The sequence below is a fragment of the Pseudarthrobacter sp. LT1 genome, assembly GCF_035621795.1.
GTDB lineage: Bacteria > Actinomycetota > Actinomycetes > Actinomycetales > Micrococcaceae > Arthrobacter.
Map to the genome: position 1 here is coordinate 2,060,474 of NZ_CP141830.1, position 24,908 is coordinate 2,085,381.

Below are 24,908 nucleotides of genomic sequence, written 5' to 3' on the forward strand. Positions count from 1 at the left end.
TGTGCAACTGGCGACAGATTCCGTCCTTACGTTTGAATGGGGACATCGCTGCTATGAGCGATTCGGTGCGCTTCGCTCACGATCCGTGCACTTGCATATCCGTCGCTTCGTGCCGGGTCGGTATCGAAATAATGGACGTGCGCGGCGTCACCGGTGGCGTTCGCCCAACCGGGATCGCCCGTCCAGGCGAAACGCACGAAAGCACCATGCATGGCATCCGCGATTTCCTGCGGCGGGTTGGGGCCAGCCACCCGGCTGACATCAGGATCGCTCAGGACGTCAAAAACAAAGGGCACATCGAGGCAATGTTCCGATACGCCGCTCACCGCAGACTTCCAGGTAAAGTCGTAAGCCCACGTAAGGGAGCCGCCCCGAAGGGAGATCCACCGGGGGATGTGGCGACGGAACATCATGTCGCTGACGTATCTGCCCACGACAGCCGCCGTAGTGTTCCCGGCAGCGCAAGCGGAGTAGGCGCTGGCGACGGCGTCGTCCGCACCCAAAATTCTCAAGGCTTCCCGGGCAGACATTGCGCCGAATGTATCCGAATGTGCGGCAAGCAGACGACTGAATTCCTCTTGGGTGGCGCCGACCAGAAGGGGAACATCTTTCCCCCGGCCGGCGGCCAGGCCTTCCGCTACCGTCCCCTGCACCAACTGAGCATCGATCACGGGCCCGAGGCGAAGCATCCCTTCGACTTCCCCGAGTTGCCGCAGCCAGGCCACGGCATCCTGCGTGGGTACTGGTGCCCGCGACCAGTTTTGCGCTTGGATCAATTCCTCTTCGGGCACGGAAGCGAAGGCCCGGCTTTCGGCCTCAAGCCCCAGCCGTTCCGCGACACCGAACGTGTAATCTTTGGCGCCGTTAAGTGAAATGTCGACCGGAGCGCCCGATAAGGACGCCGCTTTGTGAAAGAGGCCTTGAGCGCGCGGGACGGTCAGCAGCGTCATTACAGCGCCACCCCCGGCTGATTGACCGCAGAGAGTGACGTTTCCCGGATCGCCCCCAAAGGCGGCGATATTATCACGGACCCATTCAAGGGCCAGTATCCAGTCCAGTACTCCGCGGTTATTCGGGGCGTCGGGAAGCCAGCCGAAGCCATCGAAGCCCAGACGGTAGGAAATCGTGACTGATACGACCCCGTCACGGGCGAAAGCTGCGCCGTCGTACCAAGGGCTTGCCGGCGATCCCGCGACGTAGCCGCCGCCGTGGATCCAGACCAACACCGGGTACGGGCCCTCCCCAAGATCACGGGCAGGCTTGAACACGTTGACGTTGAGGGTTGAATTTCCAGGAATGGACGGTTCCGGAATGGTCGTAACCTCCGCCAGAGCCTTGCGCTGGGGCGTTGCGCCGAAGCGCGTCGCATCCAGTATGCCTTTCCATGGGGCTTTGGGGACAGGAGCCCGAAAGCGGTTCTTTCCATACGGGGGCTCTGCATAAGGGATCCCCAGGAACGCGATGGTGCCGTCCTGCCGCGGTGTTCCGCGCACCAGGCCAGCGGTTGTAGTGACGATCATGCCGTCTTTCCCTCGACCAGGTCCGCCTGCTCGGCGAGCAGTTTCCTGCGTGCTGTGCGCCGTTCCGCCTGTTTGTCCGGGTCGGGAACGGGCGCCGCAAGGAACAGGCGCTGCGTATAGGGGTGCTTGGGCCGGGCGGTGACTTGGTCTCCCTCACCGGTCTCAACTATTTCGCCCCGGTACATGACAGCCACGCGGTGACTGATGTGCCTGACTACCGCGAGGTCGTGGGAAATAAAGAGGTAGGCAACGCCGGTGAGCTCCTGGATCTCGATGAACAGGTCCAGCACACGGGCCTGGGTGGAGAGGTCAAGCGCTGATACCGGTTCGTCGCAAACAATCAGTTTGGGATCCAAAGCCAGAGCGCGTGCAATGGCTATCCGCTGGCGCTGGCCGCCGGAGAACTCGCGCGGCAGTCTTGACTGCGCATCGGCAGGTAGCCCAACTCTGCCCAGCAGTTCCCGGACCCGGCCTTTTGCGGCAGCGGCCTGGACCCCGGCCGCCGTTAAAGGCTCGGCCAGAATCTGCTCGATCGTCAAAGAGGGGTTGAGCGAGGAGTAGGGGTCCTGGAAGACGACTTGTATTTCGCTGCTCAGCTTGCGCCGGTCCCGTTTATGCAGGTTGCTGATATCGCGGCCGCTGTAACGTATGGAACCTTCCGTGACGGGGGCCAAGCCGAGTACGGCCCGGCCGAGGGTGGTCTTTCCGGATCCAGATTCTCCAACCAGGCCTACCGTCTCGCCTGGCTTGATGTCGATCGAGACGCCGTTGAGGGCGCGGAAGGGCGCCGCCCTCAGTCGTTTGGTCGGGTAGGCGACGACGAGGTCTTCAACCTCAAGGAGCGTATTGTTCATGATCGTCCTCCGATGGGAGAGGCCCCCAGGGACGGCCGTGCCGGACCTTCATCCAGGATGGCACTGAGCAGCGACTGGGTGTACGGATGGCTGGGATGGTTGAGGATGGTACGCACCGGTCCCTGTTCGACGAAGACCCCGTTTTGCATAACCGTGACGCGATCGCAGAGATCCGCCACGACTCCGAAGTTGTGCGTTACAAGAAGCATGGCCATGCCGCGCTCTTGCTGGAGGTCGCGCAAGAGGTCCAGAACCTCGGCCTGCACGGTGACGTCCAAGGCGGTGGTCGGCTCGTCCGCAATGATGAGGTCGGGGTCAGTAGATACGGCTCCTGCAATGAGTACCCGCTGGGCCATTCCGCCAGATACTTCAAAGGGGTACGCGTCAAAGGTGCGCTTGGGGTTCGGAATGCCCACCCGTTCCAGGAGTTCCAGCGCCCTCTCTGTGGCTTCCTTCTTGCTCAGCCCCAGGTTGAGCCGGAGGGGTTGGACCAGCTGAAAACCGATCTTGAAGGATGGGTCGAGGTTTGACATCGGTTCCTGCGGGATATAGCCGATCCGGCGTCCGCGAATGTCCTTGTAGACCCGCTCCGATGCGCCCTGGAGGGAAGTACCCAGATGGTCGATGGTGCCGCCTGTAACGCGGCCGCCGGCGGGAAGCAGGCCCAGGACGGAAAAGGCTGTCTGCGTCTTGCCTGATCCCGATTCGCCGATGAGGCCGTGGATTTCGCCCTTGCGCACTTCAAGGCTGACGCCGCGAACTACTTCGAGAGTCGAGCCGTCCGGCTGGTCGTAGCCAACGCGCAGGTTCTGGACGGTCAGCAGGGGAGAATAGGGCTTCGTTTCGGTGAACGGATCGTCGGGATGGACGATCGTCTCGTGGTCTGAGTCGGATGGTTCCGGTGCTGCAGTCCTGGAACGTCGCGCTGAGGATTTGCTTGAGCGGCGCCGGGTAATGACGGTCCGTTCCAGTTCATCCCGCATGGCGTTGGCCAACAGAGTCAGGGCGATACAGGTAAGGGAAATTGCGAGCGACGGCCAAAGCATGAGCGTGGGGGCTTTGTAGATGTTGGTAAATGCATCATTGAGCATCTGGCCCCACGTCGGCACTGAGGCGTCACCCAGCCCGAGGAATTCTAGACCGGACTGAATCGCGATAGCTATGCCTGCGATGATGGCGGACTGGATGATGATGGGGGCCCGGATGACAGACGGAATATGCCGGCTGATAATGCGGAAGTCGCTGAGCCCGGACACCCGGGCAGCATCGATGTAGAGCTCGTGCCGGATAGCTGTGACAGCTGCATAGACGAGGCGGAAGTAGGCAGGTGACAGCAGGATGCCGAAGACGACCATCGCCAGCCAAACCGAGGGCCCCAGCACTGCCCTGGCAGCCAGCAGAACCACCATGGCGGGCAACGCCATGACGAGCGAGGTGAGCCACGATGAGACGGCGTCGAACCATCCGCTGTAATAGCCTGCCAAAAGCCCGGCGATGACCCCAACCAGCAGTGCAGTAACCAGGGCGACGAGGGCTGATGCAATGCTTACCTGGGTTGCGGCCAGCAGCCGGGACAGAACATCGCGCCCGGCGCTGTCCGCGCCAAGCAGGTGGGCTGGGCTGGCAGGAGACAGTACCAGGTCAAGTGCTGCCCTGTTTGGGTCTTGTGGAGCAACCCATGGCCCGATCACGGCGATGAGCCCCACAAAGGCCAAGAAGATAAGGGCTGCAAGTCCGACGGGACGGCGCCGCAGCCTCCGCAGCAACGAAGCGCGGATCTGCGGTGTCGGTAGTGCCTGGGGGAGGTTGATGATGGTCATGACAAACGGACCTTCGGGTTGAGTGCGGCCTGGGCCAGATCGATAACAAGGTTGACGATGACGACGATGATGGCCGCTGTGATGACCACTCCCATGACTACGGGAATGTCGCCGAGAGTCGTTGCCTGAACTGTCAGTTGGCCGATGCCCGGCAGAGCGAATACCTGCTCAATAACAACGGACCCACCAAGAAGCCCAACAAACTGCAGTGCGAGGACGGCGAGCGCGGGGCCGCCTGCGTTGCGGAGGACATGCTGGTAGATGACCCGGTTGATACCGATGCCCCGGGCGCGCAGGGTCCGGACGTAATCCCGGGACATTGTGTCGACCACTGCGCTTCGGATCTGCTGGGACACGCTGGCAATTGCCGCCAATGAGAGCGCGACTATCGGCAGAGTCACCGAGGCGAGCCAGCCGTTGGCCGACTTGGTCAAGGGAACAAATCCGGTCGCTTTGAACCAGTGCAGATTAATGGCGAATACCACGACCAGGAAGAGCGCAATGAGGAAGTTGGGAATGGCAAATCCAATGACTGAAACCAACTGCACGAGGCCGTCGATCCAGCCACCGCGCCGTGCGGCCAGAACTCCCAGGAGAATGGAGACGATTGCGGACAGCACGATCGCCCCGATGACGAGTGAGACCGTAACAGACAACCGGTTGGAGACGCTTGCCGAAACCATCTCCCCGTTGAACCAGGACCGGCCAAGATTGCCTCCGATCGCTGAACTCAACCAGTCCCAGTACTGGACAACCAGTGGGCGGTCGATGCCGAGTTCCTGGACCTTCCTGGCCACGGTCTCCGCGGGTGCGTTTTCACCCAGAATGCGTCGGGCAATGTCCCCACCGCCGAGATACAGCAGTGTGAACGCGATAATTGAAATCGTAAAAACCAGAATCACGCCGGAAATCACGCGGCGAATAATGAATCCAAGCATGTTATTTGTTCCTGAGAGTAGGAGTGCGTCCCCCTGCTGGCAGGGGGACGCAGTACCACTATTTCTTCGGTTCGAAGTCGTAGATGGCCGGGAAAACGTTGGACGGCAGCATTTTCACGGAAGTGGCTGAATCCGTGGCGAAGCTGTTGTTTGGGCGGTACCAGGGAGCAAACCAAGCCTGCTCCACGATGTACTTGTTCAGATCCTTGGCTGCCGTTTGCCGGGCACTTTCGTCGCCCACCTGGACCTGCTTTATCAACTCGTCCGCCTTGGGGTCGGCATATTTGAATGGGTTCCAGACGGCCGTGGGGGAGACCATGAATTGGATCAGCTGCCAGTCTGACTGCTGTTCCAGCCCGATCCATGCTGCAGGGTACTTCGGGGCGAGGATGTCAGAGACAAAGTTGCTGGCGGCATCGGTGAACGCGACCTTGATCCCGACATCTGCGAGCTGCTGGCCAAGCAAAGTCCAGGTTGTTGCGCCGACGCTGGCTGTGGTGGGCATGTTCAGGGTGAACCCGTCCGGGTATCCGGCCTCGGCCAGTAGCTGCTTCGCCTTCTGAGGGTCAAAGGCGTAGCGGTTGTCCAGGTCAGCGTCGAAGGCTGCGGAGCGCTTCGGGAATACTTGCTCGGTGACTGTCCCATTATCGAACTGCAGGGCCTTGAGGAGTGCCTTGCGGTCGAACGCATAGTTGATGGCCTGCCTGACCCGCACGTCGCCAAGGGCTTTGTTCGAAGTGCCTGCCCGGTCAAGAAGCAGCATGCCGAACACATTCATCTCGTTCTGGTTTACAGTCCAACCTGCGCCCTTGACCTCTTCGAGGTTGTTGTTGTTGAGGAGGCGAACGCCATTTACCTCTCCGGACTTGATGGCGTTAAGGGCAGCTGTTGCGTCTGCCATCACCTTGATGACCAGCTTGTCGTAGTGCTGGACGGCGGCATTCCAGTACTTCGGATTCTTCGTGTAGACGTAGCTGGTGCCAATGACTGTTTCCTTGGTATCCAAGATGTACGGCCCGGAACCGATGGGGTTCGTCGCCAGACTCTTGGGGTCCTTTGAAATGGCGTCGCCGCTGGCGATGAGGCCCGGGTCGCGGGCAAGGTAGTTCAGCATGGCGGGGTCGGGTGCCGACAGGTGAAGCACAGCAGTCGAGTCATCGGGGGTTTCGATGCTCTGGACGGCCTTGAGGAAGGAGGCGTCCGGCGACGTTCCCTTCTGGAAACGTTCAAGGTTTGTTTTGACGACGGCGGAGGTCAGCTTGCTTCCGTCGCTGAACGTGACGTCTTTCCGCAGGTTCAGGGTCAGCGCCGTATTATCCGCGTTGTACGACCATTTCTCGGCAAGGAACGGCTCAATTTTGCCGTCTGTCGTAGCGCGCAAGAGGGTGTCGTAAGCCGCCTGGTAATAAGGCGAGATGACGGCCCAACCCGAGCCCGCGGCGTCGAGGGTCGTAGGGGCCAACGTGTTGGCCAGTGTCAGCGTGCCTCCGGAGTTGCTGCTTGATTCCGAGCCCGGGCTGGAGCACCCGGTCAGCGCAAGGGCGGCAATGGCCAGGGCCGCCGAGGCGGTCTTCCATCGGAACATCAATGGTCCTTCATTAGTGGGTGAAACCCCTGTGGATCACCGCGTGGATTGATGATACACACGAAAACTTACAGCTGTATATATTTTCAAGTAAGATTTCTGGAAACGCTTCGTTGCTTGGGAGTCGTACGCTTGATGCTCGCGGCGCCGGATGGAACGGCAACTGTGGCTGTGGCAACGGCCTCAAGTTGTGGGGCCGTCCGAATGATGGGATGTTGGTGCAATGTTGGAGACAGCTGCCAAGAAGGGCGGAGCCCGTGGGCCCTACGCGAAAAGTGAATGGCGGCGTGCCCAGATCCTGCAGGCCGCTTTCGATGCCTTCGCGACCGTGGGCTACCGAAATGCAAGCATGCTGCAGATGGCTGCTGATTGCGGAGTGAGTCGCACAGCTCTCCTGCACTACTTCCCCACGAAGGAGGCCTTGCTGGAGGCCGTACTCGAGGAACGAGACCGCAAGGATAACGAACTCTTCTTCGCAGGCGCGCCGGAGGAGAGCTCTGATGGAATCGAATACTTCAGCCGACTCATCAGAGTCATAGAGCACAACGCAAGAAACCCTGGCATCGTGAGTCTGTTCGCCGTCTTGTCCACTGAGGCTTCCGATGCAGGGCACCCTGCTCATGACTATTTCGTGGCGCGATATGAGAGAGCTCTAAGACGCACCAAAGCTGCCCTCGGAAACCTGGCAAGCCGCTCGCTTATAAGGCCGCACATTGAATTGGAAGGCTTGGAAACGGACATCATCGCGCTAGTCGATGGCCTGCAGGTCCAGTGGCTGTTGATGCCGGTCCATCTGGACATGGCCGGCCGTCTCAGGGCGAGACTCCGAGAGCTGACTACAGCGGATATACCGTAAAAAGTCGAACTGCCGCTCCGATTTCAGGAGGGCGCTCCAGGGGGAAGTCTTGCTCGTTGGCCAGAACCTGCGTGCGCGTGGGAGCGGGTGCTCCTGCGCTTTGGAGAACTGTTAGTCGAAGGGCAGGCTTTTGTAGGCGGTGTCTTTGTTCATGTTCCAGCCTGCGACCACGCCGGCGCCGATCATTTGGTCGCTGAGGCGGGCGAGGCGGTAGGCCGGGTCTGTATCGAGGGCGAGTTGGAGGAACTGGTGTGCTTTGCTGCCTCTGCCTTCCCACCAGTTGATGTAGCCGATGGCGGTGAGGACAGGTGCCGCGTGTTCGGGGGAGGTGCGGGTATAGGCGTGGAGGAGGAGTTGTTGTGCCCACTCGATTCGTGACCATTTTGGGGGCTGTGTGGTTTGGGCGAACAGGATGTGCTGCATGGGTTCGTCGACCCCGGGGATGTCTGCGATGAGCCGGTCGCGGATGGCGGGGAATTGCAGGTTTGCGACGAGGGCGTGACAGTCGTCGTCGCTCGGGAAGTCTGTGGCGCCGAGCATGTTGCCCCAGAGTTCCCGCCCGTGCAGGAGGGCCGTCTCGGAGGTTTGAGACCCGATGGAGTGTATGTGGTCTTTGACGGCGGCCGCTTTCGCTGCATCGTGGCCGCTAGGTGGAAGGGTGATGTGGTCTGTGGGTTCGACGAAGCTGCCGCGGTAGATGAATTCGGCGTTGATCGCGCTGGTTTCGGTGGAGCTGACGGGCATGGCGAGGTTGGTGCCTGGTTCGCCGTCGTATGGGGAGAAGGTTTCGTTCCCGACGAAGAGACCGTCGCGAATGGTGATGCCCTGCTCGGCGAGGACCCCGGTGAGTGCGGCGATGGCCCCGGCTTGGGGTTTGGGCTGTCCGGGTTGGGTGGTTTCGCTGGTGTAGACGGCGAAGAGGATGGACGTGGCGGTGGTGTCGCTGGTGAGGTAGTGGGCGACGGTGCGGGCGTAGGGGAGTTCCTGGCCTGGTTGGTGAGGAAGGTCGATACGTAGGGTGGCGCCGATGCTGTTGTCGTTCATCGTGATGCAGACCAGGCTTTCCTGGGGCCAGAAGCCGAGGGTGTGTCCGATGAAGCTGAGGACATCTGATGGTGTTTTGATGGTGAGCTTTTCCATGATCCCGTGATTCCCCTGACCGGTTGTGGTGCCGTGTTTCTGCGGTTGTTGGTGGTGGGCGTCGTTCTGATAGGGGACCATCTGCTGGGTTGAGGGGCCGGAGTGCAACTTGGGGGACCGGCGCCGGGGCCGAAAACTTCGTCGAGAACCAAACGACTCTGGCTTGGGAAGTTTTCGGTTCCGGGGTCGGCGCGTAGCGCCCTGGTTGCGCGGAGGGTCCGCCCAGCGATCATGGGACATATCAGAATGACGAGCAGCGATGAGTTTTTGCTTTTCCATGGGTTTTGAAGAATGGGACGGCATGACTTCGGCGGTTATTGAGGGCGCTTGGGCTGCTTTGCGGCGGCGTGGATATTTCACTTGGTGGCCGTTTGTTCCTGCACCGATTACTGATGCATACAATTTCTCTTACGAGGGGAACTGGCTTCTCGTATGCCAAATTTATTGGGGGTACGGGTTTGGGGTTTCGTTACCGCAAGTCAAAGAGTTTTGGGCCGGTGCGGATCACCGCATCGAAGCGCGGATTGAGCGCAAGTGTTGGAGCAGGCCCCTTGCGGGTCACGAAGTCGGCAACGGGTCGCACAACAACTACGGTGAGGGTCCCCAAGACGGGGGTCTCCTATTCGACCAGCAGCTCCACCCGCCGTGCCACCCGGAAGGCTGCCGTTCGGCGATCTAATCCTTCGCGCGGCCGCATCGATCGTCGAATCGTCAGCGACGAAACGTGGCGGCAGCTCTTGGCGCCGGATGGAACGCCGGCAGCATCGAAGTTCCAACGGAACTTCGTGCGTGCAGTCGTCGCCCGCGCAACTGGAACGCGCCCCAGCCTCATGCACCTGACCCAGGGACAGGCAGCGAACGTCCTTACCTTCGTCGGTGAAAGCCCGGCGAGGCTGAACGCGGGCGGCCGCGGCGTGCCACAGCTTGAGAAGGCCGGGACAGTTGCCCAGTGGACGATGCTCGGCTTGCTGCTGCTTATTGTCACAGTCTCTTCGCCTGCAGGGTTTGTGCTGGCAGCGGGCATTGTCGGGCTAACTTTAGTGCTGCGAAAGCGCCGTCGTGACCGCCAGGCCTGGGAGGACGCCACCTGGTCAGCCAGCCTCAGAGAACCTGTCAGGTCCTCTACCGACGGTATCGAAAATTCGGCTGTTGACGCTCCGCCTCATCAGGATCCGTCATACGCGGTGCCAGTGGAACCAAGTGCAGCGGTAAATCTGGCTGCCTCCTCCCCTAGGCGCTCGTATCCTGTTTCCCTTGGTCGTGCGGAATGGCCGAACGTGGAAGTCGTTGGTGAGCACGCCTATGGCAAGGCAATCAAGGCGGCGCTCCGCGCCAATGGGTCCTTCTCCGGTCGAAGGACTGAAGGCGAAGCTGAAGGCGTTCAGGTGGAGTTGGTTGCCGAGCCGGACAACCCGTACGACTCCAATGCCATCAGTGTTCGGTGGAGAGGCCGGGTGCTTGGTTATCTCAGTCGTGAGGACGCTCCTCGCTATAAACAACCAATCAGGAGAATCATCGCCAGCGGACTCGTCGCTGCAACCACCGCTCGCATGTGGGGCTACGACGACGGCGCCCAGTTTCGGGCACGCGTCACCGTTGCGCTGCCAGAACCGGAACTGATCACTCCGCTCAACGAGGCCCCCACGGGCGTGACCACTCTCTTACCGTGGGGATCAGGAATTCAGGTCCTGAAGGAAGAGAACCACTTCGACATACTGTCCAGCCACGTCCCAACTGACGGTCAAGGCCTCCTGCTGGTCAGCCTGCACAAAGAGATCAAAACGTTGAAGAACGGCACGCCGCGCCCGTTTGTCGAGGTACGTCTCGACGGCAAACGGGTCGGGGAACTCAGCAACGTCACCTCAGCACACCTGCTCCCGCTCCTCGAACACACCGAGGCAGTCGGTGAGACCGCCGTAGCCTACGCCAAGATCACGGGTTCTGCCCTCGCTGCACAGCTCGTCCTCCACGCCGCTAAAACCACCGAGATCAGCAACGATTGGGTTTCCAAGGGACCGCACCCTGCCCCGAAGCTCCTCCCGCTGGCCGCGAACTACGAGGTCCCGGCCGCCTACGCGAAGTAGGGAAACTAAGCAAAGAAATCCCCAGGGAGGAGTGTGGACATTGTCCACACTCCTTTCCTCGGACTAGGTCTTACTGTCTTCGAACTGACTCGGATTCCGCATGTTTTCGCGGGTTCCCAGTGTTTGCAGGGTCTGGAATGTAGTTCGAGTCCCACCTCGGGCACAACAGGTCGCCTCGTCAGGGGCGATTTTGCTTTAACGTGTTGACAACCTTGCGGTCGCGTCGCCTGACGGGTTGGGTCGCGGGCTGTAGCCTGGCCGCCGCGGGGGGTATGCAGGTGTGTGGGGTGGCGGGGTCAGTGCCGTGGCTGGTGGGCGCTCCGCGTGCTGTTTGCTGGGGTTATACGGTTCCTCGCTTCCGGTCTTGTCGGGTAGGCCCCGTGGTGGCCTACACCTATTCATGGGCCGGGGGAGAGACGACGACATGACCGCAGCGCGGTTGATTCGCGGCCTCCGATGCGAGGTTTCGACGACCCAAAAGCACCTTGCGTTCATCGCAGCCAGAGTAGGTGTGGACACTGTCTACACTTACGTCTAATTTGATGCTCTGCCCGGCGCCGGCCGGGAGTTCGAGTCCTCGCATTCCCGCTTGCCGTGACTCAGCACAGGGCCGCCAGATGAAAGACTGTTGGACTCGGCGGTGTGCCCCTTTTCCCCGAGGCAGGTGGGAGGGTCAGCTTGAGATATATCGCTGCTGGGAGTCGGTGTCCAAGGGCCGTAACCCGGCTCTAACCTGACGCCGTCGGACGGTCAGACTGACGTCAGGTTGGGGTGAAGTGCACTCGGATTCGCGCCCTTATCGGATTTGCTTCTGGTTGAGCCGAGGTTGGCCTCCCGGATGCTTGTCCGCTGCGCAGGCACGGCCGGTGGAATGTACCGCATCAATGCCAGCGTCTCCCCAGGAACGTCACAGCGGCGGTGATCGCGATGCCGAGGGCGATCGGGACGCTGAGATGGATCTGGAGCAGGAGTACTCCGATGGCGGCCCCGGCGAACATAGCGAGGACAGCGCCCAGCCGTCGGTTGAGTAACCGGGGCCGTTGCTTGCCCACAAGTGACTCTCCGGCGAGGGAGGTCATGGTGGAAGTAATGACCACTGTGGTCATGTCCCGTACGCCCAAATGCCGCGCAATCAGGGCCTGGGAGCCCATGTGCATGGCGATAAGGGCGGCAACAATGACACGAATGGACTGGTGGCCGACGTCTTCCACGATGAGCGAGATGGCGGCGGTTCCCGTCAACGCGATACAACCCGCTGTGAGAAGGAGCGTGACCCTGCGGTTCCAGCCTTTCGGGCTTGACTGGAGCGTAAATCCGGCAACCGCCGCGCCGAGGAGAAAAGCGCCGAGTGCTACCAGTGGGCCCAACGTTGGCAGGTTCGCGGCCCCGGCCAGCGCCATCGCAAGAATCACCACGTTGCCGGTCATGTTTCCGGTGAAGACGTGATCGAGTCCAAGGTAGCCGACCGCGTCAACCACACCTGTAACGAGCGTGAGGGCCATCATGAGCATCAGTCGGAACTTTTCCGGAGACGACGCATTTTCTTGTGGGGTAGAGGCGGTTTTGATACCTGAGCCGGCTACAGCTGATGTCATGGTTTAAGGGATCCTTCATCATGAGGGGTGGTCTCTATGACCACCCCTCGGACATGCTTGTTGGTGGTTTTGATGGACTGGCAGGCAACTAAGGCGCTGCCAGTCCTCCGGGGATCTGCGCCGGCGACTAGGGCGCCATCGTAGCGGCGACGCGCAATCATTGTTGGCGCGGCGCTCAGGCTTCAAGCTTGGAATGCTCGCCCAGGCGGTGCCATGAACGGTTGTGGTAGACCAGGGCGTCGCCGGGTTCGCCCGCTTGGACGTCACGCATCACGTGTGACTCCAGGGCGTGAACGGCGACGATGGTGGAGGTTCCCACCTCCATCCGGTTGATGACGGCGCAGCGCACCCAGGCGCGCACATCCTCATAGACCGCTTCGCCGGTCGCCAGGGCCGACCAGCGGTGCGTCTGGTCAAAGCGGTCGGCGCCGGGGGTCGCGCCAAACTTGGCCAGGTCGACGTCGTGCGCGTCCAGGAGGTGCACGACGACGGTTTCGGCGCGCGACAGCACCGCGGACGCAGAGGACAGTGCCGAGACCGAGAAAATGAGCAGCGGAGGTTCTGCGCTCACTGACACGACCGACGAGACCGTCAGCGCCACCGGTCCGTCGCCTGCATCCGCCGTCACGACGGCGACACCTCCCGGGTGGCCACGGAACAGTGCTTTGAAGTCGTCGGCCGACAGGGAGGACGGGAAGCTTTGCTCCGGGCCCCCAAGCCACGTGTCCGTAGGGTAGGCGTGAAACATCCCTATGACGCCGTGGGGGCGGAGCGGCGGAGTTCCCGGCGGACGATGTCCGTCCCTGCACTGAGGGCACTCAGCTTGGCGAGGGCGACATCCCGGGGGAACGGGGCCATGCCGCAGTTGGAGCTGGGGATGAGCTTGTCCGCATCAACGAACTGCAGTGCCTTGCGGAGGGTGTCGGCGACCTCCTCCGGCGTCTCGATGGCCTCGCTGGCGACGTCGATCGCGCCCAGCATGACTTTCTTGCCGCGGAGGAGCTCGATGAGGTCCATGGGCACGTGGGAGTTCTGGGATTCCAGCGAGATGATATCGATGCTGGAGCTCTGCAGCAGCGGGAACGTTTCCTCGTACTGACGCCACTGTGAGCCGAGCGTCGCCTTCCAGTCATTATTCGCCTTGATCCCGTAGCCGTAGCAGATATGCACGGCGGTCTCCGCACGCAGTCCTTCCGCCGCCCTCTCAAGTGCAGCCACGCCCCAGTCCTTGACCTCATCAAGGAAGACATTGAACGCGGGCTCATCGAACTGGATGATGTCCACGCCCGCGGCCTCCAGTTCCTTCGCCTCCTGGTTCAGGATCGTGGCGAACTCCCAGGCCAGCTTCTCGCGGCTCTTGTAGTGGTCATCGTAGAGTGTGTCCACCATCGTCATCGGGCCGGGAAGAGTCCATTTGATCGGCTTGTCGGTGGTAGCGCGGAGGAATTTTGCGTCGTCGACGAATACCGGCTTTTCGCGGTGCACCGGTCCGACGACGGTCGGCACGCTCGCGTCGTACCGGTCACGGATGCGCACGGTCTTGCGCTGTTCAAAGTCGACGCCGCTGAGATGCTCGATGAAGGTCGTGACGAAGTGCTGGCGGGTTTGCTCGCCGTCGCTGACGATGTCGATGCCGCGCCGGCTCTGCTCGTGGATGGCGATGCGCAGCGCATCCTGCTTGCCCTCGAGCAGCGCATCTCCCTCCAGCTTCCATGGGGACCAGAGAGTTTCCGGCTGTGCGAGCCACGATGGTTTCGGCAGGCTTCCGACAAGGGTGGTGGGCAAGAGTGTGTTCATGATTGGGAATTCTCCGTTGGTCAGTTGACGAGAGCGGGGTAGTTGGCGGTCCACTGGTCCAACAGGTCCTTGTGGGGCGTGATGAAGTGCTCCTCCGTGTACTTCGCCTGCGTGACCGCGAGCTGGCTGCGCTCGACGCGGTCGTACGCGATCTGGGTCCGCGAGTAATCCTGCTCTCCCAGGCTCGGCTGGTAGACGGCGGCGGCGGCCGAGTTCGCGTTGTAGACCTCCGGGCGGTAGATCTTCTGGAAGGTCTCCATGGTGCTGATCGTGCCGATGAGCTGCAGGTTGGTGTAGTCGTTGAGCAGGTCGCCGCGGAAATAGAAGGCGAGCGGAGCCACGCTGCCGCGCGGCATGAAGTAGCGGACCCGCAGCCCCATTTTCGCGAAGTACGCGTCCGTCAGGGAGTAATCGTCCTGCTGGTACTCGACGCCCAGGACCGGGTGACGGTTCCCGGTTTGCCGGTATGTCTTGCTCGTGGAGACGCTGATGCAGACCACTGGCGGCTGCGGGAAGCGTTCCTGGCATTCCGGGGAATCGAGGAAGTGCTGGAACAGCTTGCCGTGAAGGTCGCCGAAGTCCTCGGGGACGGTGGGCTTGCCTGAGTCCCCTGCTGCCGCCGGCAGTACGACGCTGAAGTCGAAGTCGCGGACGTAGGACGAGAAGTTGTTCCCGACGATTCCTTGGTGGCGGACCCCGTTCAGCAGGTCGACGATCTGGATGTCGAGAACCTCGAACAGGGGGAACTGCTGATCCGTGCCGTCCGAGGTGAGCTGTATCTGCACGGAGACGATATTAAGCTCGAGCGTGTAGCGGTCCCGGTCCGGGTTGTCCCAGTCTGCGAGATCGTTGAAACGGCGCCGGATCATGGTCAAGGCGTTGCGGAGGTTCTCCTGGCGGTGCTCGCCCCGTGCGAGGTTGGCGAAGTTCGTCGTGATCCGGGAGCCTTCGGACGGGGAGTAGTCCTCGTCGAAGCGGGTCGTGGTGATACTGAACGTAAAGTCGTCTGCCATGTGCTGCCAATCCGTTGTCGATGGGCCGGAGACGGCCTTCCAGAAGGGGTTGAGTCCATGGTGCAACCTTTCCGCTGGTATCGGGTAACTAGGCGCTGCTATGCATTCATATAGACTCTTCCTATGGCCCAAATTTCGAGCGGACTGACCCTGCAGCAGCTCCGCTACTTCATAGAAGTTGCAGCCGAGGGATCGATCTCCGCGGCTGCCGATCTTCTCTACGTAGCGCAGCCAACGATGTCCGCAGCGATGAAGGACCTTGAGGCCCGGGTGGGCCGTGCGCTCCTGGTTCGCTCCGCCCGCGGGGTCACCCTCACCGCAGACGGGGCAGAGTTCCTCGGCTATGCGAGGCAGGTCGTCGAGCAGTTCGCTCTCCTCGAGCAGCGCTACCTCGGCAGGCCACCGATGCGACGTCTGCTCGGGGTGTCAACGCAGCACTACTCGTTCGCGGTGGACGCCTTCGTCCGGATGGTCAAGGCCACTGAGGTGGCCGAATACGAGTTCTCGCTCCGTGAGTCCCGCACCTGGGACATCATCGAGGATGTCCGGACGCTCCGCAGCGAGATAGGCATCCTCTACCGGAACGATTTCAACCGGAAGGTCATCGACAAGCTGCTCCGGGAATCCGGGCTCGCGTTCACTCCGCTTTTCCTCGCCGATCCGCACATTTTCATTGCACGGAATAACCCGCTCGCCTCAAAAGAGCGTGCGACTCTCGCCGATCTCGCCGGCTTGCCGCGCCTAACTTTCGATCAAGGTGCGAACAACTCTTTCTACTTCGCCGAGGAGATTCTCTCCACCTTGTCCAGCAAGCAGGAGATCCGGGTCTCTGACCGGGCGACGATCTTCAACCTCATGATCGGGCTCCACGGCTACACGATCTCGACGGGCATCATCAGCGGGCAGCTCGACCCGGAGATCGTGGCCATCCCGCTCGACGTTGACGAACGCATCGAGATCGGCTGGATCGGTCACGCCGCGATTCCGCTTACCGACCAAGCGCAGGGCTACCTCAGGGAATTGCGGGCCGTCGTCGCCGAGTTCGGCGTAGCGCTACTCGACTGACCGCAGATCACACCCTGACATCCCCACGGCGGAAACCGGGGTGGAGGCACCCGTCAACTGAGGGAAAGATCGCCCAAGAAACCGCACCTTGCGGTGCTTCGTTGGGGCAGGGGGACGTCGAAGTCCCCCTGGGTCAGTCTAGGCGTGTGGCGGCTGTCCAAAACTGCATCCATGGGCCGTATTCTCCGTTGTCAGACCGCCGGACGTCAGGTTGGGGTGTAGGTCAATCTGCAGTAAGAATCCCCAGCGCTGTTCCTTCACGACAAGCTGCCGACACAGGAATTCTTAGTAGCTGTCACGAGTCGAAGCACGCGATTCTACGTAGCTGGCTACTCGTGGGGAACTTTTGGACGATGCAAAGGTTGAGGCCCCAGCAGGCCCTCGGCAGTGAGAGCAGCTACTCAGCGTTACCCAGTGACGTGCCGCCAATGACTGCGAAGTTGATGCGGGCAAGGGGACGAGCATCGCCTTCATCCAGTCGGGGCCGAGTTCGGAGGCGGGGAATGCTTCGAGCCACCGTTTGGCTCATCGTGGTCCGGATCCTGACAGGTTTCACATTCGAGTCGTGGATGCGGTTGGATGACCGCGGATGGGGGACCACACGCGCCCGCCCAGCGCCCGCTGATGATGATGATTCCGTGCGAGATGTTTGTAACAACGTCTCGACTTTTAAAGAAACTTTCTTCCTGCCATTGGTGTTGGCAGTCCCGCCCAAAGCATCATCAAATTCGCCTTCCCCGGTGTCCTCTTCATAATTCACTTGAAAATGTGGGTCGTCGGCTTGTACCCGGGCTTATCGAGGGACCAATGATGACGCCGCGCAACGGTGTACCGGTGGGTAGATGTCGCGCGGTTTCGCTGGCTTGCCTTGAATTTCGCTACTTTCCGCAGCATGTCCTTGTGCGTCGGGTTTGCTCCGCGCGACGCCGTGTGATCTGCCGGTTACTCCCGGTTTCCCCGGATGAACGTCGCTCTTCTGCGGCGGTTTCTTCTCTGCTCTCATGGTGGACACAAGCCAGCCGGGCTAAGCGCCAGGCCCCCAACCCATCCCCGAAGCTCAGAAAGTCCGTCTATGAGAAACCCGCAGATATCCCGAAGAACCTTCTCCGTCCTTGGCCTGGCCGCGGCCATGTCCGTCTCCTTGGTGGTGTCCGGCTGTGGGGGTCCGGCGACCGCGCAGGGCGGTTCCGGAGCGCCCGAGGTCACGGAATTGCGTTATGAGGGCTCGGCCAACAGCGTCAGCCTTCCCGAGCTCGCCGAGGACCTCGGCTACCTGGGGAACGTGAAGCTGAACTGGGTGGGAAACACCATCAGCGGGCCGGCCAGCATTCAATCGGCTGCCACGGGTGCCACCGACTTTGGCGGTGCGTTCTCTGGTGCGGTGGTCAAGCTCATTGAGGCAGGTGCCCCGGTCACGGCGGTTATTAACTACTACGGGGAGGACGAGAAGACGTTCAATGGCTTCTACGGCAAGGACGACAGCCCGATCCGGTCCCCGCGCGATCTGATCGGCAAAAAGGTGGGCGTCAACACCCTGGGCGCGCACTCCGATGCAGTCTTGAACAGCTACCTGAAAAGGAACGGCCTCAGCCAGGAAGAGATCAAACAGGTCCAGCTCGTGGTCGTTCCGCCAAACGACACCGAGGAAGCAATCCGCCGCGGCCAGGTCGACGTCGGAGTCCTGGGAGGCGTGCTCCAGGACAACGCCGTCGCCAAGGGCGGCCTCCGTTCCCTCTTCAGCGACTTCGAACTGTTTGGAACGTTCGCCGGCGGCCAGTACGTCCTGCGGAAAGACTTCATCCAGCAGAACCCCGAGACCGCGAAGATCTTCACCACCGGCGTGGCCAAGGCCATCGAATGGGAACGCACCACACCCCGCGAGGATGTCATCGCCCGCTTTACCAGCATCATCGAAAAGCGCCAGCGTAATGAAAGCACCGCGACGTTGAAGTACTGGAAGAGCGTCGGAGTGCCGGCCAAGGGAGCTATCACCGATCAGGACTTCAGCCGCTGGTCAGACTGGCTGAAGGACACCGGCATCGTCACCGGGGACATCACACCGTCCAAGTACTACACCAACGAATACAACGGATTGCTGAAGGCCTCATCATGACACAGACCGCCGCACCCAAGATCAGCCTGCAGAACGTCGGAAAGTCCTTCACCGTCAGGCCCACCAAGGACGCCCCGCTCGGTTCCACACTGACGGCCCTGGACGGGATCACCCTCGACGTCGCCGCCGGTGAGTTCCTCACCTTGGTGGGTCCCAGCGGGTCCGGGAAGACCACTCTCCTGGACCTCCTGGCCGGGCTTACCCGGCCGGATACTGGAAAGGTCCTGCTGGATGGCAAAGAGGTCACGGGGCCGGGCAAGGACCGGGCTGTCGTCTTCCAGCAATACGCACTGTTTCCCTGGCGCACGGCAGCAGCCAACGTCTCCTTCGGGCTGGAAGGCCCGGGACAGGACGGCAAACGCCTCAGCCGCAGGGAACGCGCAAAGAAAGCCCGAACCTACCTCGACCTTGTGGGCCTCGCCGGCTTCGAAGACCGCTACCCCCACGAACTATCCGGAGGAATGAAGCAGCGCGTGGCAATCGCCAGAAGCCTCGCCTATGAGCCGGATGTCCTGCTGATGGACGAGCCTTTCGCTGCCCTGGACGCCCAGACCCGCGAACAGTTGCAGGAAGAGCTGCTGCGGATCTGGCGGACCACCGGCAAGACCATCATCTTCATCACCCACGGCATCGATGAGGCGGTCTACCTGGGCCAGCGCGTCGCCGTGCTCAGCTCACGCCCGGGCCGGCTCAAGGAAATCGTCCCCATCAACCTCGGCGACCGGACCGGCGACCGAGACGTCCGATCCGACGCGGTCTTCGTCGAGCACCGGCACAAAGTCTGGGCGCTCCTTCACGACGAAGTCCTCAAGGCCCAGCAGGCCGGCCACGCCAAGATTCTCCCCGATGGCACCGCACCCGATGAAGCCCCGCAACCTATCAGTGGAAAGGCAGCCTGATGAGCGCACCAACTCTGACCTCAGACGCACACTCCACCACCCAGGCCTCAACAACTCCCCAGGCCGGTGACGCGGCACCGCGCAGACACGCTGTCCCTGCAACGGGTCTTTCCCTGGTCAAACGCGGTGCAGTGAACGGCGGCCGTGCCCTCTGGAGGGCCGGCGCGGTCCTGCTGTTCCTGCTTTTATGGGAACTCGGGCCCCTCTATCTCGCCCCCGACTCCACCCGGGTGTTCCTGCCGCCCTTGCACGAAGTCCTCTCCGCCCTTGGCGCACTGATCGCCAAAGGCCAACTGCAAAACCACCTCGGCGCCAGCCTCACCCGCTCCGCGTCCGGATTCGGCATCGCCGTGGTTTCCGCCGTCGTACTGGGACTGCTCGTTGCCTGGTACGGAGCTCTTGACCGGTTTCTGAACCCCCTGCTGGAGGTCTTCCGGAATACCGCCGCGCTGGCCCTGCTTCCCGTGTTTACGCTGCTGCTCGGGATCGGTGAAACCTCGAAGATCAGCATCGTGGCGTACGCCGCTTTCTTTCCGGTGCTCCTGAACACGATCGCCGGGGTCCGGACCGTGGACCCCTTGTTGATCAGGGCGGCCCGCTCTCTGGGGCTGTCGAACTTCACGCTGTTTCAGAAAGTCATCCTTCCGTCAGCGGTACCGACCATTTTCACCGGCATCCGCATGGCAGGGACCTCATCCATCCTTGTCCTCATCGCCGCCGAAATGGTCGGGGCCAAGGCCGGCCTGGGCTACCTCATCGTCAACTCTCAAAGCAGCTTCCTCATCCCGGACATGTACGCCGGCATCCTGACCGTGTCGCTGCTGGGTCTGGCCGTGAACTACCTGTTGGTCGGCGTCGAACGCCACTTTTCCCGCTGGCGCACCGCCGTCGGCTCAGGGAACGGCTAGCAAAACCGCAAGCACCATCGCCCTCCACCGCAAAAGAACTGCACCGTAACGCACTGAGCTGCACAAATCGAACTGCAAAGGAAACCATCATGTCCGTCATCACTGAAACCAAGCTCGAATTCACCAAGCTAGGCTCCCGCATCGGCGCCGAAATCCGCGGGCTGGACCTCAGCGCGGAACTCAGCGAGGGCACCACCGCCCAGATCCGCGAAGCGTTGAACGAACACAAAGCCCTCGTCTTCCGGGAAGCAAACGTGCTCGACGACGAGGCCCAGGTCCGTTTCGCCAGCCGTTTCGGCCCACTCACCAACGCCCACCCCACCGTCGCGTCCGTCGACGGCAAACCGTCGGTACTGCCGGTAGACAGCGAAAACGGCAGCGCCAACAACTGGCACACCGACGTCACGTTCGTGGTCAACCCGCCCCAGGCCTCCACCCTGCGCAGCATCACCCTGCCGGCCTACGGCGGGGAAACCCTCATCGCGTCCTCCGCCGGCGCCTATCAGGACCTTCCGGAAGAGCTGCGCAACTTCGCGGACACGCTCTGGGCCATTCACACCAACGACTACGACTACTCCGTACCCAAGAACCTCGAACACGCCAACGCCGAGGAACGACGCAAGGAATTCACCCGCATCCACTTCGAAACCGCCCACCCCGTGGTCCGGGTCCACCCGCTGACGGGGGAGCGGGGCCTGTTCATCGGCGGGTTCGCCCAGCGGCTGCGGATCGTCGGGCTGTCCAACACTGAATCCAAGGACATTCTCCGGCTCCTCCAGGCATACATCACCCGCCCTGAAAATGTGGTCCGGGTGAACTGGGAACCGAACCAGCTGGTCCTCTTCGACAACCGCATCACCCAGCACTACGCCCCCGACAACTACGACGGACAGCCTCGCAAACTGAACCGGGTCACCGTCGCCGGTGACATCCCGGTCGGAGTGGACGGCCGCCACAGCACCGCGATCAAGGGTGACTCGTCCTCCTACTCCGAAACCGTCGTCCTCGACGAGTCCGCGTTCGCCGGGGCGCGGCGATGACGACCGGGCAGAGGCAGTTGCACCTCAACGCCTTCCTGATGAGCACCGGCCACCATGAGGCATCATGGCGGCTACCGGAAAGCGACACCCGGGCAGGGACTGACGTGGCCCATTTCCAGAAGCTGGCGCAGACAGCCGAACGCGGGAAACTGGACTCCATCTTCTTCGCGGATTCCCCGGTCCTGCACGGTGACGTCACCCAGCGGCCCTACGGAAGTCTCGAACCCACCGTCCTGCTGGCGGCGATTGCAGCCGTCACAGAACGGATCGGGCTGATTGCCACCGCATCAACCACCTACAACGAGCCCTACAACCTCGCCCGCCGCTTCGCCTCGGTAGACCAGATCAGCGGCGGCAGGGCGGGATGGAACGTCGTCACCACCGCCGGGGACGCAGCGGCGAAGAACTTCTCCCTGGCCGGTCAGCCAGCCCATGCGGAACGCTACGAACGGGCGGCGGAGTTCCTCGACGTCGCCAAAAAGCTCTGGAACAGCTGGGAGGATGACGCCATCGTGGCCGACAAGGCTGCAGGCGTCTGGGCGGACAACACCCGCGTGCACCAGGCCAACCACGACGGGCCGCACTTCCAGGTCGAGGGCGCCCTGGATGTTCCAAGGTCCGCCCAGGGACACCCTGTGATCGTGCAGGCAGGCTCTTCGGAGAACGGCAAAGACTTCGCCGCCCGCTACGCCGAAGCGGTCTTCACCGCCCACCAGACCCTGGGCGACGCGCAGGCCTTCTATTCAGATCTGAAGCAGCGCACAGCAGCCGTCGGCCGGGATCCGGAAGGGATCAAGATCCTGCCAGGTATAGTCCCCGTCATCGCGTCAACGGAACAGGAAGCGCGGCGGCTCGAGCAGGAACTTGACGACCTCATCCTGCCCGAATACGCCCGTGGCCAGCTCGCCGGGGTACTGCGCGTTCCGGCAGAATCCCTGAAGCTCGACGAACAATTGCCGGCCGAGCTGCCCTCCGAAGACCAGATCGAAGGCGCCAAAAGCCGGTATACCCTGATCGTGAACCTCGCCCGTCGCGAACACCTCACGGTACGGCAGCTCATTGGACGGCTCGGCGGCGGCCGGGGGCACAGGACCTTCGCCGGCACCCCAGAGCAGGTGGCTGACGCGATCCAGGAATGGTTCGAGGCCGACGCCGCGGACGGGTTCAACATCATGCCGCCCGTGCTGCCCTCCGGACTGGACATCTTCGTGGACCAAGTTGTACCCATCCTGCAGGATCGCGGGCTCTTCCGGCGCGAGTACACGGGACGAACCCTCCGGGAGCACTTTGGACTAGCCAAACCCGCCAGTACGTCCACCAAACTGCCGCTACTGGTTTAGAAGCAGGAAGAGAACAACCCTTCGCTTCCCAAACAGCACCCCTCTCGCTAGATCCTTCCTGACAGCCCGAGAGGCCGAAGAAATGGAAGGGGAGACACTGACGACCTGCACCTCCGGACGCTGGACTCGACAATGCGAGTTAAGTTTCCGGAGGCGCGGTCCGCTGTGGAGTTTCATGTCAGAAGCAAGGCAGCGGCCTTACAGCAGAAGCGGTCACAGCTGTGAAAGGAGATGCCCTCCAAGATGCCCTCCACGCCGTGCGGAACTCGTCCATGGTTGCAATTCCAGGGTGCACAGTAAACCACGCAGGTGCACCAGCCACGGAGAACTCTAGCAATCCACCGCAGCCGAGCGCCTGCTGGGGAGGCTACCCAACCCCTAGCATGGTGACGCGAGGGGCTCTAGCAGAGGGGTCCCGGAACAGGGGAAACGGCATGAACGATATTGCAGGCTTTTTGGCGCGTGCGTCACTGCAGGAACCAATCGACACCGCAAACGGCCGGGAGAACCCCCCGCTGTGGGGCAGCCGTTTAAGGGAGCGCGTTGAACCAAGCCTCGCCGAACTTGTCTGCACCGCGGTGGCATTACTCCGGACCTCTGGATTCCCCGCGGCGCCGGTGAGATCCCCAAGGAAGGCAATGGCCAAGTGCGTGTATCTTGGGCGCCCTTCGTCCGCAGGTGAGCCTTGGTTCTCCCGCGTCCGGAATTGCCATCGCCGAAGTGGTCCTAGACACGTGCGGGCGCCTTGTCCGAAACCATCCCGTCCACGTAATGCGTGGCGAGCAAAGTCTCGTGCCCGCCAGTTGCACAAGCCTTGCCTACCGTTACGAGCAGTTCATTCTTGCAACAAGGGTTTCAGAAGAACCATACGATCAGGCCATGGCCATGGCCAATGGCACGACAGGGCAAGCTATTGATTTGCGACGGCAGTTCGCGGATTGTCACTTTGGCTGACTACCTCAACAATCTTTGCCGGAGCGCCGTCGGCCGCACTCCAGGGCTTTAGCGACCTCAGCCCTGGGGTATGAAAGCCCGCCATGACCCGCAACCTTCTCAAAGCAGCTGGAAGAGAGGAACCGGCAGCGCTGGACGGATGGTTGGTTGACCGGAGCGGCAACAGGGCGAACCGGCAGGATCCGCGCACACTGATCTCCCTGTTTCCTTGTGAACGTCACGGGACGTCATCCATAGTTGCAGCTACTGCACGGACACGCTATCCATAGTTGCAGATTACGTCAGCGAGTTCACGCGGCGAGCCCGCCAGGAGTATCCATGCATAAGTTCACGCAGCATGTGATTGTGGCCGCGAGACAGCAGCGCGGAGAGCTGTCCCAGATTCAACAGTCTGCGGCATGGACGTTGATCCAATACTTTTCCTTGGCACGGGGATGGCCCCCTGACTCCCCGGCTTGGACCGATGCGTCGGTGAGGGAGTGGTGGGATCTTGCCAGCTCGTCAATGTACAGAAAGGTCCAGGAGGCTTGGGACCATCCCGGAATGCGTGCTCACATTAGTCAGCTGGCCGAACTGTACGAACTGAGCTGGAAACTTTATCCTTCAGCTGACCGTGACCAGGAGCGGAGAGAGTTCCTGGTCTCCATCTGTAACGATCTCGGCGTTTGGAAGGCGTGGCCCGGGCTCCATGACGTGCGGGTCCTCTTACCTCTCCCGACAGCGTTTGCCCGAAACCTCAGGAAGATGGGGCCTGCTGGTCCTGGCAGCGACTAAAAAGTCTCAGTGGCGCCTATCGGTTGGCGGATGGGTTGGTGTTGGTTGCTTCGAGGTGGTCCCCGGTCAGGTCAAGTGTGTAAACCACGAGTTGGACCTTCGGTGCGGGGCGTGGTTTCTCACGCTCAGGCCGCCTGATGTAGCCGAGCCGTCGGTACAGGCTCTGGGACGGTTCATTGTCCACGGCGGTGTCCAGGACCAGGCGCTTGGCACCCTGGGTAGTGGCGAGTCGAGCAGCCTCGTCCATAAGTCGCTGCCCGAGCCCGGTCCGGCGGGTTTCGGGCAGCACGGCGAGCAACCTGAGCTCGGCTTCGCCTTCCTCCGCCTGCCGGCTTAGATGCGATCCAAACGGCAACAGGCTTGCAGTACCCACCAGTCGACCTGTCTCCGTGTCTTCGGCAACCAGCAGGACACCTTCACGCGCACGGGCTGCCGCGTCAAGCAGCAACTGCAGTCGCTCGCCGTCAGGCTGATGGGCGCCGGGCAGGTGATGGCCGAAGCCTTCGTACGTGAGCCGCCCCACGGCGTCGTGCTCTTCGTTGCGGGCCTCACGGATCACATAGGTCCCGGTTGCGGCGGTTGCTTGGGTGGTCATCTTTGTCCTTTCGACGAC

19 protein-coding genes and 1 pseudogene are annotated in these 24,908 nt (G+C 61.7%); 9 read left to right on the top strand and 11 right to left on the bottom strand.

Features of this window, described 5'->3' with window-relative positions; all coding sequences use genetic code 11:
- Positions 1–26: 26 nt before the first annotated feature.
- Genes VIK36_RS09670 through VIK36_RS09690 form a run of 5 tightly spaced genes read right to left on the bottom strand, consistent with a single transcriptional unit; the run spans position 27 to position 6,717 of the window.
- Complete coding sequence (locus VIK36_RS09670) at positions 27–1,520, bottom strand: carboxylesterase/lipase family protein (RefSeq protein ID WP_324644977.1); 1,494 nt, start codon at positions 1,518–1,520, stop codon at positions 27–29.
- The gene (locus VIK36_RS09675; protein WP_324644978.1) at positions 1,517–2,374 is read right to left on the bottom strand and encodes an ATP-binding cassette domain-containing protein; all 858 of its coding nucleotides are present in this window, start codon (positions 2,372–2,374) and stop codon (positions 1,517–1,519) included. The genes VIK36_RS09670 and VIK36_RS09675 overlap by 4 nt, the downstream gene beginning before the upstream one ends.
- Positions 2,371–4,194 (bottom strand): dipeptide/oligopeptide/nickel ABC transporter permease/ATP-binding protein, encoded by a 1,824-nt coding sequence (locus VIK36_RS09680; RefSeq protein WP_324644979.1) that lies wholly within the window; start codon positions 4,192–4,194, stop codon positions 2,371–2,373. The genes VIK36_RS09675 and VIK36_RS09680 overlap by 4 nt, the downstream gene beginning before the upstream one ends.
- Positions 4,191–5,132 carry an ABC transporter permease gene (locus VIK36_RS09685; protein WP_324644980.1) on the bottom strand — a complete coding sequence of 314 codons (942 nt, stop codon included), beginning with the start codon at positions 5,130–5,132 and terminating at the stop codon, positions 4,191–4,193. The genes VIK36_RS09680 and VIK36_RS09685 overlap by 4 nt, the downstream gene beginning before the upstream one ends.
- Positions 5,133–5,190: 58 nt before the next feature.
- Positions 5,191–6,717, bottom strand: a complete 1,527-nt coding sequence (locus VIK36_RS09690; RefSeq protein WP_324644981.1) for an ABC transporter substrate-binding protein — start codon at positions 6,715–6,717, stop codon at positions 5,191–5,193.
- A gap of 223 nt (positions 6,718–6,940) precedes the next feature.
- Here VIK36_RS09690 and VIK36_RS09695 point away from each other — a divergent pair, with 223 nt between their 5' ends.
- Positions 6,941–7,573 (top strand): TetR/AcrR family transcriptional regulator, encoded by a 633-nt coding sequence (locus VIK36_RS09695; RefSeq protein ID WP_324644982.1) that lies wholly within the window; start codon positions 6,941–6,943, stop codon positions 7,571–7,573.
- 111 nt (positions 7,574–7,684) lie between these two features.
- On the opposite strand, the gene VIK36_RS09700 is transcribed toward VIK36_RS09695, so the two are convergent.
- The gene (locus VIK36_RS09700) at positions 7,685–8,713 is read right to left on the bottom strand and encodes a DUF4192 domain-containing protein (protein ID WP_324644983.1); all 1,029 of its coding nucleotides are present in this window, start codon (positions 8,711–8,713) and stop codon (positions 7,685–7,687) included.
- Between the two features lie 392 nt (positions 8,714–9,105).
- Between VIK36_RS09700 and VIK36_RS22080 the strand changes: the two are divergent.
- Positions 9,106–9,324 (top strand): annotated as a pseudogene (locus tag VIK36_RS22080) (DUF4236 domain-containing protein); the annotation flags it as partial.
- Between the two features lie 174 nt (positions 9,325–9,498).
- Positions 9,499–10,797 (top strand): HIRAN domain-containing protein, encoded by a 1,299-nt coding sequence (locus VIK36_RS09705; RefSeq protein ID WP_324644984.1) that lies wholly within the window; start codon positions 9,499–9,501, stop codon positions 10,795–10,797.
- A gap of 881 nt (positions 10,798–11,678) precedes the next feature.
- Here VIK36_RS09705 and VIK36_RS09710 read toward each other — a convergent pair.
- The 4 genes from VIK36_RS09710 to VIK36_RS09725 form a co-directional block, all read right to left on the bottom strand.
- A complete protein-coding gene (locus VIK36_RS09710) occupies positions 11,679–12,302 on the bottom strand; it encodes a YoaK family protein (RefSeq protein ID WP_255175324.1) in 624 nt (207 codons plus the stop codon).
- A gap of 265 nt (positions 12,303–12,567) precedes the next feature.
- Positions 12,568–13,140 (bottom strand): flavin reductase family protein, encoded by a 573-nt coding sequence (locus tag VIK36_RS09715; protein ID WP_255175325.1) that lies wholly within the window; start codon positions 13,138–13,140, stop codon positions 12,568–12,570.
- Positions 13,141–13,142: 2 nt separating this feature from the next.
- A complete protein-coding gene (locus tag VIK36_RS09720) occupies positions 13,143–14,189 on the bottom strand; it encodes a methionine synthase (RefSeq protein WP_255175326.1) in 1,047 nt (348 codons plus the stop codon).
- Between the two features lie 20 nt (positions 14,190–14,209).
- Complete coding sequence (locus VIK36_RS09725) at positions 14,210–15,202, bottom strand: DUF1852 domain-containing protein (RefSeq protein WP_255175327.1); 993 nt, start codon at positions 15,200–15,202, stop codon at positions 14,210–14,212.
- 123 nt (positions 15,203–15,325) lie between these two features.
- Between VIK36_RS09725 and VIK36_RS09730 the strand changes: the two genes are divergently transcribed.
- From VIK36_RS09730 to VIK36_RS09755, 6 genes are all read left to right on the top strand, one after another.
- A complete protein-coding gene (locus VIK36_RS09730) occupies positions 15,326–16,267 on the top strand; it encodes a LysR family transcriptional regulator (RefSeq protein WP_255175328.1) in 942 nt (313 codons plus the stop codon).
- A gap of 1,072 nt (positions 16,268–17,339) precedes the next feature.
- Positions 17,340–18,380, top strand: a complete 1,041-nt coding sequence (locus VIK36_RS09735) for an ABC transporter substrate-binding protein (protein ID WP_324644987.1) — start codon at positions 17,340–17,342, stop codon at positions 18,378–18,380.
- Positions 18,377–19,279, top strand: coding sequence for an ABC transporter ATP-binding protein (locus tag VIK36_RS09740; RefSeq protein ID WP_324644989.1), 903 nt, complete (start codon positions 18,377–18,379; stop codon positions 19,277–19,279). The genes VIK36_RS09735 and VIK36_RS09740 overlap by 4 nt, the downstream gene beginning before the upstream one ends.
- Complete coding sequence (locus VIK36_RS09745) at positions 19,279–20,187, top strand: ABC transporter permease (protein ID WP_255175331.1); 909 nt, start codon at positions 19,279–19,281, stop codon at positions 20,185–20,187. The genes VIK36_RS09740 and VIK36_RS09745 overlap by 1 nt, the downstream gene beginning before the upstream one ends.
- A gap of 89 nt (positions 20,188–20,276) precedes the next feature.
- Positions 20,277–21,227 (top strand): TauD/TfdA family dioxygenase, encoded by a 951-nt coding sequence (locus tag VIK36_RS09750; protein WP_324644991.1) that lies wholly within the window; start codon positions 20,277–20,279, stop codon positions 21,225–21,227.
- The gene (locus VIK36_RS09755) at positions 21,224–22,567 is read left to right on the top strand and encodes an LLM class flavin-dependent oxidoreductase (protein ID WP_324644992.1); all 1,344 of its coding nucleotides are present in this window, start codon (positions 21,224–21,226) and stop codon (positions 22,565–22,567) included. The genes VIK36_RS09750 and VIK36_RS09755 overlap by 4 nt, the downstream gene beginning before the upstream one ends.
- A gap of 1,744 nt (positions 22,568–24,311) precedes the next feature.
- On the opposite strand, the gene VIK36_RS09760 is transcribed toward VIK36_RS09755, so the two are convergent.
- Complete coding sequence (locus VIK36_RS09760; protein ID WP_324644993.1) at positions 24,312–24,890, bottom strand: GNAT family N-acetyltransferase; 579 nt, start codon at positions 24,888–24,890, stop codon at positions 24,312–24,314.
- Between the last annotated feature and the right edge of the window lie 18 nt (positions 24,891–24,908).